We start from the raw sequence: 9841 nt of genomic DNA, 5'->3' as shown, positions 1-9841 counted from the left end.
TAATATATAACAACTATTTTATCTTGTTTTTTAGCAAGATACCCACCTTTGTTCAATACAGGATTTTGATATAATTTCCTTACAATAAAAAATTCGCTTCGCTCATATCGCCAACGGCTTCGCCCGTTGCTCAAGTTGTAAAGTTGGAAATTATACGTTATCCATAAATCAGATAACATATAATTTCCTTACAATTAAAATAAGTCAAGTCATTACAATGACTTGACTTACTTCAGATTTTTTCTATTTAAATACTGCTTGTGCTATTAGTCTATCAAATTCTCTAATATCTACACCTTTTTGTAGATTTATTTTTATATGACCTGCTCTTGTCCATAATTCAACTTCTGCATTTAAATCAAATAGTTTCCCTGCATTTTCAGTTGACCACATGTTTATTGATGAATATGGTAAAGAATAGATTTCTACTTTTTTACCTGTTAATCCTTGTGCATCTCTTACTATTAATCTTTTGTTAGTAAAAATTGCACTATCCCTAAATGTTTTGTATGCTGCAACAGCTGTTTCTCCAGGTACTAATACCTCTTCTACATCTTCTGGTATCGGACATTCACTTACAAAAGTCCATTGTAATATATTTGTTGTTTCTGCCATGACATTCTTCCCTTCAATAAGTAATATTCTTTTACATTGTATCAAATTATAGCATAAAAGAATATATATCAATATTTTCCATAGTGAAAACGTTCTTGTTAGAAATAAAGCTACTATATTAATGATTTCATAGTAGCTATTTCTTTTATTTAATTTTTATATATTTTTTATCACTAAAATTTCTATAAACTTTTTAATTATATAATATTAAGCTTCTTTTTTACTTAGTTTACTCCAGTTTACATATCCATATATAGAGTTTATTAAGTATGCAGCCCACATTACTATCATCGTAACGCTACCTTCTGGAGTATTTAATAACATTACCCACATTAATATAGAAACAAGATTAACAAGTATCCACACTAACCATTGCTCTTTGTATCTCATTACTTGTAATATTAAGGCAACAACTGATGTAACTGTAGTTATTGAGTCTATAAGTTGAAGATTTCCACCTAGAGATTTTAATAATTGGTAATATAAGAATATAGCTATTCCTAAACCTATAAATAATATTATTACTTGATTTTTTGTTAATGCTTTAGCTTCAACATTTCCATCGTCATCTTTTCTCTTGTTCCATAATAAAAATCCTATAATATTCATTGGAATAAAGTAAAGTGCATTTAACATTACTTCACCGTATAAAGCATTTTGGTAACATATTATTGCATAAAGTGCTACGTTTACTGTTGCAAATATATAAGTTGATACTTTACCTTTTGCACATAATACAACTCCTATAATTCCTGTAACTCCACTTATTAAAGCCATCGCAGAATCTTTCCATATAATACTTAATCCTATCATCGTAATTGTTGATATTATTAACCACATTTTTTCAAACATAGTCCAGTCATTTAAAAATGTTTTTTTATTTTGTGAAACTTCCATCTTATATCTCCTCTATATTTATCTTATTTTCTAATTTTGGTCCTTTTGTTGCTACTACTTTAGCTGCAATTTTGTTTGCAATTTTACAAACTGATATATTGTCATATGCCATTGATTTTGCGCCTATAATTCCTGCAATATGACTATCTCCTGCTCCAATTGTATCTATTACTTTTGCCTTATATCCTTCTACTATAATAGGATCATTATTTTTTTCTTTGTATAATACTCCCTTAGGACCTAAGGTAATAAACACACTATTATTGCTTTTTTCATGTATTTCTTCTATAGCTTGATGTAAATCACTTTTATTAGTGTATTCACTAGCTTCTTTATCATTTAAATGAATTATTGGAGATAAATTATAAATTCTATTCATAATATCTTTATCTAAGTATGTGATTCTTGGTCCTGGAGCAAAATATATTTCCATATGTGTATTTTTTTCCAGAAACTCTACTATTACTCCTCCACTTTTTCCTTCTAATTCATATCCTGATATATATACTTTGTTATATTTATTTGTGTCTAGATTATCTAGCCATTCTTTTTTAAATTCACATTCAGTTCCCTGTACTGTTATAAAAGTTCGCTCGCCACTATTTTCTACTAAACATAAACAGTATCCATTATCAGTATTTTCATCTTTTATAAAAATTTCATATCCATTATTTAAAAGATCTTTTTCTATGGTGTGACCATACATGCCACATCCTACAGGAACTACTAAATCATGAGCGACTTCTAAATTATTAAGTATATTAGCCACATTGTAAGCACATCCACCTACTGTTGTAATTTCTTGAGATGCAACAATATCGTCTCCACTTTTGGGTAGCATATTAATATTCATTATTTTATCTACTATTGCTGCCCCTAGCACCAATGTTTTCATTTATGCTTCCCTTCTTTCTAATAAAATGTCCACATACTTTTGTAGATTTATATCATTATTCTTATCTAAGTCAGCCACATATTCCTTATTTATTTTGTCAAAACCAGTAAATGCTCCACATATAGCACAAGCCATTGCTCCTATTGTATCTGTGTCTCCACCTAAATTAGCACATAATATACTACATTTATTAGGATCTTTTGCATAATAAGCTATACTTAATGCCGCTGGTACTGACTCACTTATTATTACTCCTGCACCTATTATGTTGTATATATTCTCTAAAAATTCATCATCATTACCTTCATATTTGTTAGCTAACTCAACACCTAGTTTTGTTCTAGCTGCTATTGATGGATTAATAGTTTCACATCCTAAACTTAGAGCATATTCTTCTATTTCATATACATCTTCCATTACTTTATCAAAATCATTATTTTCCATAGATGAGCTTACTGCCATAGCAATCATTGCTGCACCTGCTATGGAAATGTCACTACTATGAGTAGTTCTTGATATCTCATAAACATAGTCAACTAATTCCTTTTTCTTGTCTGATGAAAATAAACATCCTATTGGAGCTATTCTCATGGCAGAACCGTTACTTTGCGCTGCGTCTGTAATAGATTTTGTATCTTTATTTTCTCTAAAACCATTCAATGCTGCTTTAGATGTAGGCCCTAATATATTATTTTCAAAAGCATTTTCTCTATCTGCCCACTCTAATAATTTAGTTGCTATATCAAGTTGACTAGGAATAAAATTTGTATCTATTAAAGAATCAATTATAACTAGTGCTTGAGCTGTGTCATCTGTAAATTGACCTTTTGTGTAATTGCATGCTACATCATTTTCCTTTGGTCCATCTAAAAATTCTTTTATTTCTCCAAAAAACTCTTTTGTTTTTTTCCTACTCCATAGCTCTGGTGGCATTCCCATTGCATCTCCTAATGCCATACCATATATTGCTCCTGCTATCTTATTTATCATATTCCCTCCTATTTTCATACTATATTATCTATGTTGTATTACATTTTGTATTATTGATATAACAACTTGTTATATATTGTTGTACTCTAATTATATTAAAGCAACGTTTTCGTGTCAACACATTTTTATAAAAGTTAGACACTATTAGACTTATTTTTATAAAAATGCACATTAATTGCATATTTTTTCACTTACTAGGAAATTATAATTTCATAAATTTTATGGATAACCTGTATATATAAGTAATTTCAAGATGTGTAAGTTTATAAAAAAGTAAATTTTGAGCAACGGAGTTGACTGAAATTTCATGGCGTCCACGCAGTGGCTTAAAGTGTTTCGCCGACACGTCGCTCAAGCGAAGCGAATTTTAAATACTATTATCCTACATAGCCTTCTATTAGACATAATTATCGTATATTGATATAATAAAATTATATAAATACAATATAAAAGAGGTAAAATTATGGATAGGGTATTACCAAAATACTATATTATTAAAAATGATATTATAAAAAAGATTAACAACAATGAACTAGCGCCTCACCAGCCATTGCCTTCAGAAAGAGAGCTTATTGATTCTTATAATGTTAGTAGAATAACTGTCAGAAGAGCAATTGATGAACTTGTTAAAGAAGGGTATGTATATAAGGTTTCTGGTAAAGGCAGTTTTGTAAATAAAAATACTTCAAAACAAAATCTTAATACGGTACATAGTTATACAGAAGAAATTACTAATCAAGGTAAGAAACCTTCTAGAAAACTACTTAAAACAGCTGTAGAAAAAGGTAGTTATGAAATTTGCGAAAAGCTTGATTTATTAGAAAATGAAAATATTTTTGTCTTAGAAAGAGTATATTACGCTGATGAAAAGCCTCTATGCTTGACTAAAGCATATCTTCCTTATAAGGAATTTTCAAATATTGAGTGTTTCGACTTTGCAGGGAATTCTTTATATAATGTATTGGAGAATTTCTATAATATAAAAATTACTAGAGCTACTCAAGTTATTGAAGCTGCTTCATCTAAGGATGAAATAAGTGAGTTGCTAGAAGTTGAGGATGGCCATCCTCTTCTATTATTTAATACTACTACTTATGGACAAAAAGATGGGGTTGAGTTTCCTATAGAATACTTTATATCTTATTACAAAACTGACAATATGAAGTATGTTATTGAACAGTCAAGATAAGTATTTGGCATATAATATATTGCTAGTTTTATGAAATATCTCATATGCCTTAATATTTATGTTTTGAAATACATAATTAAATATAAAAATTTTTAGGAGGTACATATGAAATTCCAATGGACTACTATACAAGTAACTAATCTAGATAATAGCTTAAAGTTTTATAAAGATTTGTTAGGAATGAAAATAGCTAGAGTCATTGAAGGGGGAAATCACCAAATAGTCATGCTTGGTGAAGATGATGATGCTAAAATCGAGCTAATACCTATCTCAACTGCATCTAAGGAAAACTTAGGTAATGGTGTTTCTATCGGTATTGCTTTTAAACAACTAGATGATTTGGTTGAAAAAATAAAATCTAAAAATATACCTGTTGTAGGTCCAATAACTCCTATGCCAGATATAAGATTTTTCTTTGTAAATGATCCTGATGGATATACAATTCAACTTTTAGACGAATAGTACTAAAAATAGCTAAAGCCTTATTAGACTTTAGCTATTTTTATTATCTTAATTATGGCATATATCTATGCATCTATGTTTTACTTTTAAAGCTTAGGTTTTACCAAGTTTCCTTTAAAATCATAGTACTTGTATCCACTACTATTGTTAAATGCCATCAGCAAATTTAAATACATCTTATGTTAATGTTAATCCATAGTAAGACAATGTAGTGAACAAATGATATATGAATTTAAATACATCTTATGTTAATGTTAATCTAAAGAGAATGGAAATGTACAAGCATCTAGAAAAAAATTTAAATACATCTTATGTTAATGTTAATCAATAAAAGCGGGTACTATAAAAGGATTTGGATTGTAATTTAAATACATCTTATGTTAATGTTAATCCCTTCTTTTATCATAAGTTCATTATATGCCAAGGCTATTTAAATACATCTTATGTTAATGTTAATCTGTTGATTTTCCTTCAGAAGGCATTAGTGGTGGAACATTTAAATACATCTTATGTTAATCCTAAACCTGTGTCTTGATCTACATTAGGATTAAGATAATTTAAATACATCTTATGTTAATGTTAATCCATGCTCTTTTTTAGTACCAGTTATTACTTTATACCAATTTAAATACATCTTATGTTAATGTTAATCTCTTTAGAAGAAGCGCAAGAAAAGGTTATAGGTGCATTTAAATACATCTTATGTTAATGTTAATCGGTAAATCCTGTTTCTGATAGTGGTATTAAAAGCGTATTTAAATACATCTTATGTTAATGTTAATCACAAAACAACCAACACACTATGGAGAACCCTCCCGCATTTAAATACATCTTATGTTAATGTTAATCATAAGTTTTTGATGTTGCGCTTCACTTATTTGAATTATTTAAATACATCTTATGTTAATGTTAATCTCTTCTGGGAGCTCTATTAATATAACTTTATTCTGCATTTAAATACATCTTATGTTAATGTTAATCCAACATATACTTGAATCCAATGCAGAAATTATTATTATTTAAATACATCTTATGTTAATGTTAATCTCATATTCTTAACAACCTCTTTTATTTATCTTTAAAATTTAAATACATCTTATGTTAATGTTAATCCTATTATTAAAGTATAAAGAGAACAAGGAAAAAGGTATTTAAATACATCTTATGTTAATGTTAATCTCTCAGCGATAGTTCGTATATTTAGTATTATTTATATTTAAATACATCTTATGTTAATGTTAATCAATTATGTTAATAAAAGAATTTAGGAGGTTACAAAAATTTAAATACATCTTATGTTAATGTTAATCGGAATAATGCTGCTATTATCATAGCCCAAATATATTATTTAAATACATCTTATGTTAATGTTAATCCTATGTAATTTCAATACTATTTTATAACATAATATATGTCAATACGTTTAAATTACTTATTTCATATAAAATTTACCAAGTTAATGTATAATTTAGCTCTATAAATAAAAAAGTACTTACAATCATTGATACAACTTATTTATAAAAATTAATTTCAAATTTCACCTGGTAAATTAAATTATTAAGTCATTACCTGTATTGTTCTGTGCTTTTCCAATCACTTCTTCTCCAAATACCTTATCATTTATAAGTTTAATTATGCAAATAAAGTCCTCTTCTTTATCTATAACTTTACTTAAATCCTTCTTAAAAGTTACCATATTAGATGGTGTTATTTCTCCTCGAAAGACAGATTTTTGAAAATGAGATAAATACTTTTTGCACACTTTAAAGACCTTATTAACTCTTTTTTCACCTACGTCATAAAAAACAAATGCATAATTATAATTCATATTTTTACTCATATTAAATTTTCTCCTTTATGCTAAAAGGTATAAACTCCTTATCTTCCATAATATATTTTATAAGTTTATAGCAATCTAGTTTAATAGCTGTTCTATAGGATACTTTTCTCTTTAATCTTTGATGTACAAATACAGACTCCATTCTTTCCTCAAAAGCAGTCACAAAAATGTTTCTTCCTTCTTCATTGAGTAAACAATAATTTACCTTTTTATCAAAGTGCTTAGAAACTTGAATTTTCTTGTTGTTAACTAAATCAAATATAGTCCTATATACTAAAATCGGTTTAAATACCTCACTTATATCTAAGCTTAAAGAAAATCTTCCTTCTGACGGCTCGTGTAAATAGCTTATTCTCTGATCTAGATGTGTTCTATATATTGAAGATATTGTCTTAGTATATAATAAACTATTACCAAATGAAACTAATGCATTAATTGGATTATCTGGTGGTCTTTTTACCCTCTTATTCATTACAAACTCTTCAGGTAAAAAATGTTTGAATTCCCTATAAAACTTTTCCCACAACTCTCCTTCTATACACATTAATTCTTTTATGTTTTTACTTCTTTCAACTCTGATAAAGAAACTTTCTTTAATCCAATCTATGGTTTCTTTAACTTCTTTTTTGTTGTGTTTATAATAGTGATAAAGTACTTCTCTTATATTAATTCCTATTCCTGTTACAATAGCTTTGGCTATATCTAGCCTATTGCTTTCAAATTTATTTACTTGTTTTACCAAGAGCCTTCCACTATTATACTTATTTTTAGGGTAATAAGTACCGCTGTACCCTTCATAATAGTTAAAAAAATGAACGATTATATTATTTTGTGATAGAAAGTCTAGTAATTTTGTATTTATACTTACTTCATTTAAACAGTATATTTCCTTGGTATTTTCCACAGGTATATATACATTTTTTCCATCTTTTCTAAAGCATAATGAATTATCTTTTCTTGTCAACTCTCCCATAGAAGTTATATATCTTGTACTTCCCATATTTCCTCCTATATATAACAATATTCATAATACGAGCATTTTTTGCATTTTGGTTTATTTAAAGTCTTTGGTATATCATCTTTTTCTATCAATTCTTCTATTTCTTTTACATACTTGTTTAGTTCTTCTTCTGTATCTTCATTTAAATCTAAGTATAATATTTTTCTATCTGTTTTATTTTTTTCTATAAATTCTAACTTACCTTTTCTATCTATACCTTTATCTTTTAGTATCTTCAAATAAAATAGTAATTGCCATTTAGCCGCTTCAACATCTGCATCTGACTTTTTAATTTCTGTAAGATATTCTGATGTAAGTTTATCTAGTTTTATATTTTCTATTGATATTTCTGTATGGTTTCCTTCCTCTGCCTTACTTTCATGTATTGCTTTTCCTATCTTAACTACTTCACTATTATCTTCTAAGTTAAGCCTATTACCATGAAGGTAGCATTGTCTTTTGCAGTGAAAATAGTAATTAACTAAAGTTCCGTTTACTTTCACTATATAAAATCTCCTATTCCAGTTATTAATTTTTCCTTATCTACTTTTCCATCTTTGAAGTATTTTTCACCATCTTCTATGAAGTATAGCTTTCCAACTCTATCATTGTATGTAATATCTGCTTTTTTAACTTGGTATATAAAATAATTAAGCAAACTTCTAGCCTCTGATAGTTTAACTTCTTTTTTAGCATATTTCATTTTTTTATCTGACAATAAACGTTTATAATTATGCCAAATTTCATTTCCATCTAATACTATACCTTCTTCTGTTTCTATTATTTTAGATAAGTACACAGACATACTCCACATATCTTCTGAAATAAGTTCCATCCTAGACTTTATTTGTTTAAAATTTAATCCTCCAACATCTTTTGAAAAAAATTCATCTAAATTAAATTCACATAAAGATTGATTATAAGAACTCTTTAAAGCATTTAGTACAGGTAAATAGTAGTCTTCAAAATTTTTATTTATCAATATCTCCTTCATTGTTTTATTTTCCAAGGTGAATTCTTTATTCATTCGTAAATCATTTTTATATATGAAATCTGCCTTATCTATATTGAAAAAATATACAGTTCCTGTCTTTTTACATGATCTATTTATCCTTCCCATAAATTGCTCTTCACTATCTAATTTTGATATATCTTTATATCCTATATCCATGTCAATATCTACTCCAGCTTCTACTACCTGAGTAGCAACTAGTATAATATCATCACTTTCATCTACAATATTAAGTATCCTTTGTCTCTCAATTGAATTATCATCACCAGTAATTAACTCTATTTTTGATTTAATTTCTTCATCTTCTTTTAAATTATTATAAAAATCATAAGCACTTTGCTTCTTTATAAATTCCACTATTATTTTTCTTTTAGAAAAGCTCTTATTTTTTACATGTTCATATAATTCCTCAATATCTTTATCTATTAAATCATACTTTACTTCCACCCTATTCTTAAATAAAGAGTTATTAAAATATTTATCTCTATTCTCTATTAGATTAGTTGTTTTTTCAACTGCATCTGTAAGATAGTTTAAATCTGGTAAAGTTGCCGACATAATAATTACTTTCATATTGAGCATCTTTGCAAATCCTTTTAGGAAGGTAATTATTTCTGTCCATATCGTATTTTTGTAACTTTGGATTTCATCCAGTACAATTACACTATTAGCTAGTTGGTAAAACGCAAATGAGGACTCTTTACTATTATCAAACATGGTATTAAATAAACTTACATGAGTAGTAAGTATCATAGGATAATTTAAGAACTGTCTATTCAACAATGCTTTTGCATAATATTTATAATCAAATTCCTCAGTTGATTCTTCTTTATTAACTGTATTTTTTTCTATTTTTATTGGATTTATAGAATTTATTACCGCTATATTATTAAAAATATCTTCATTAGAACCAAATATATTCCTCATAGTTTTTATATTTT

10 protein-coding genes and 1 CRISPR repeat array are annotated in these 9841 nt (G+C 27.2%); of the genes, 2 read left to right on the top strand and 8 right to left on the bottom strand.

Features of this window, described 5'->3' with window-relative positions:
- Window positions 1-243 precede the first annotated feature (243 nt).
- From NSA58_RS10815 to NSA58_RS10800, 4 genes are all read right to left on the bottom strand, one after another.
- Window positions 244-615 carry a PH domain-containing protein gene (locus NSA58_RS10815; RefSeq protein WP_039678267.1) on the bottom strand — a complete coding sequence of 124 codons (372 nt, stop codon included), beginning with the start codon at window positions 613-615 and terminating at the stop codon, window positions 244-246.
- 207 nt (window positions 616-822) lie between these two features.
- Window positions 823-1512 carry a nicotinamide riboside transporter PnuC gene (gene pnuC, locus NSA58_RS10810; protein ID WP_039678266.1) on the bottom strand — a complete coding sequence of 230 codons (690 nt, stop codon included), beginning with the start codon at window positions 1510-1512 and terminating at the stop codon, window positions 823-825.
- Between the two features lies 1 nt (window position 1513).
- Window positions 1514-2407, bottom strand: a complete 894-nt coding sequence (locus NSA58_RS10805; RefSeq protein ID WP_039678265.1) for a PfkB family carbohydrate kinase — start codon at window positions 2405-2407, stop codon at window positions 1514-1516.
- A complete protein-coding gene (locus NSA58_RS10800) occupies window positions 2408-3397 on the bottom strand; it encodes an ADP-ribosylglycohydrolase family protein (RefSeq protein ID WP_257560455.1) in 990 nt (329 codons plus the stop codon). It lies immediately after the preceding gene.
- Window positions 3398-3860: 463 nt separating this feature from the next.
- Here NSA58_RS10800 and NSA58_RS10795 point away from each other — a divergent pair, with 463 nt between their 5' ends.
- Entirely contained in the window at window positions 3861-4586 is a 726-nt protein-coding gene (locus tag NSA58_RS10795) for a GntR family transcriptional regulator (protein ID WP_074078930.1), read from the top strand.
- A 105-nt stretch (window positions 4587-4691) separates the two neighbouring features.
- On the top strand, window positions 4692-5048 hold the full coding sequence (locus NSA58_RS10790; protein WP_257560454.1) for a VOC family protein: 357 nt from the start codon (window positions 4692-4694) through the stop codon (window positions 5046-5048).
- Between the two features lie 164 nt (window positions 5049-5212).
- A CRISPR array of direct repeats spans window positions 5213-6424; the repeat unit is 30 nt; unit sequence ATTTAAATACATCTTATGTTAATGTTAATC.
- A gap of 173 nt (window positions 6425-6597) precedes the next feature.
- Here NSA58_RS10790 and cas2 read toward each other — a convergent pair.
- The 4 genes from cas2 to cas3 all read right to left on the bottom strand — a co-directional run.
- Window positions 6598-6888 carry a CRISPR-associated endonuclease Cas2 gene (gene cas2 / locus NSA58_RS10785; protein ID WP_074078929.1) on the bottom strand — a complete coding sequence of 97 codons (291 nt, stop codon included), beginning with the start codon at window positions 6886-6888 and terminating at the stop codon, window positions 6598-6600.
- 1 nt (window position 6889) lies between these two features.
- A complete protein-coding gene (cas1b, locus tag NSA58_RS10780) occupies window positions 6890-7888 on the bottom strand; it encodes a type I-B CRISPR-associated endonuclease Cas1b (protein WP_074078928.1) in 999 nt (332 codons plus the stop codon).
- An 8-nt stretch (window positions 7889-7896) separates the two neighbouring features.
- Window positions 7897-8391 carry a CRISPR-associated protein Cas4 gene (gene cas4 / locus NSA58_RS10775; protein ID WP_074078927.1) on the bottom strand — a complete coding sequence of 165 codons (495 nt, stop codon included), beginning with the start codon at window positions 8389-8391 and terminating at the stop codon, window positions 7897-7899.
- The coding region (gene cas3 / locus NSA58_RS10770) for a CRISPR-associated helicase Cas3' (RefSeq protein ID WP_257560453.1) at window positions 8391-9841 on the bottom strand (1451 nt) is incomplete at its 5' end. The genes cas4 and cas3, both read right to left, overlap by 1 nt.

Origin of the sequence: Terrisporobacter muris (genome assembly GCF_024621905.1) — a bacterium.
Lineage (GTDB): Bacteria > Bacillota > Clostridia > Peptostreptococcales > Peptostreptococcaceae > Terrisporobacter > Terrisporobacter muris.
This window is presented reverse-complemented; position numbering and strand designations above follow the sequence as displayed.

What these genes read in the sequence shown, in the direction of transcription:
- NSA58_RS10790 (WP_257560454.1), top strand. Translation starts at nt 4,692, where the DNA reads ATGAAATTCCAATGGACTACTATACAAGTAACTAATCTAGATAATAGC.
- NSA58_RS10795 (WP_074078930.1), top strand. Translation starts at nt 3,861, where the DNA reads ATGGATAGGGTATTACCAAAATACTATATTATTAAAAATGATATTATA.
- pnuC (WP_039678266.1), bottom strand. Translation starts at nt 1,512, where the DNA reads ATGGAAGTTTCACAAAATAAAAAAACATTTTTAAATGACTGGACTATG.
- cas2 (WP_074078929.1), bottom strand. Translation starts at nt 6,888, where the DNA reads ATGAGTAAAAATATGAATTATAATTATGCATTTGTTTTTTATGACGTA.
- NSA58_RS10815 (WP_039678267.1), bottom strand. Translation starts at nt 615, where the DNA reads ATGGCAGAAACAACAAATATATTACAATGGACTTTTGTAAGTGAATGT.
- NSA58_RS10805 (WP_039678265.1), bottom strand. Translation starts at nt 2,407, where the DNA reads ATGAAAACATTGGTGCTAGGGGCAGCAATAGTAGATAAAATAATGAAT.
- cas1b (WP_074078928.1), bottom strand. Translation starts at nt 7,888, where the DNA reads ATGGGAAGTACAAGATATATAACTTCTATGGGAGAGTTGACAAGAAAA.
- NSA58_RS10800 (WP_257560455.1), bottom strand. Translation starts at nt 3,397, where the DNA reads ATGATAAATAAGATAGCAGGAGCAATATATGGTATGGCATTAGGAGAT.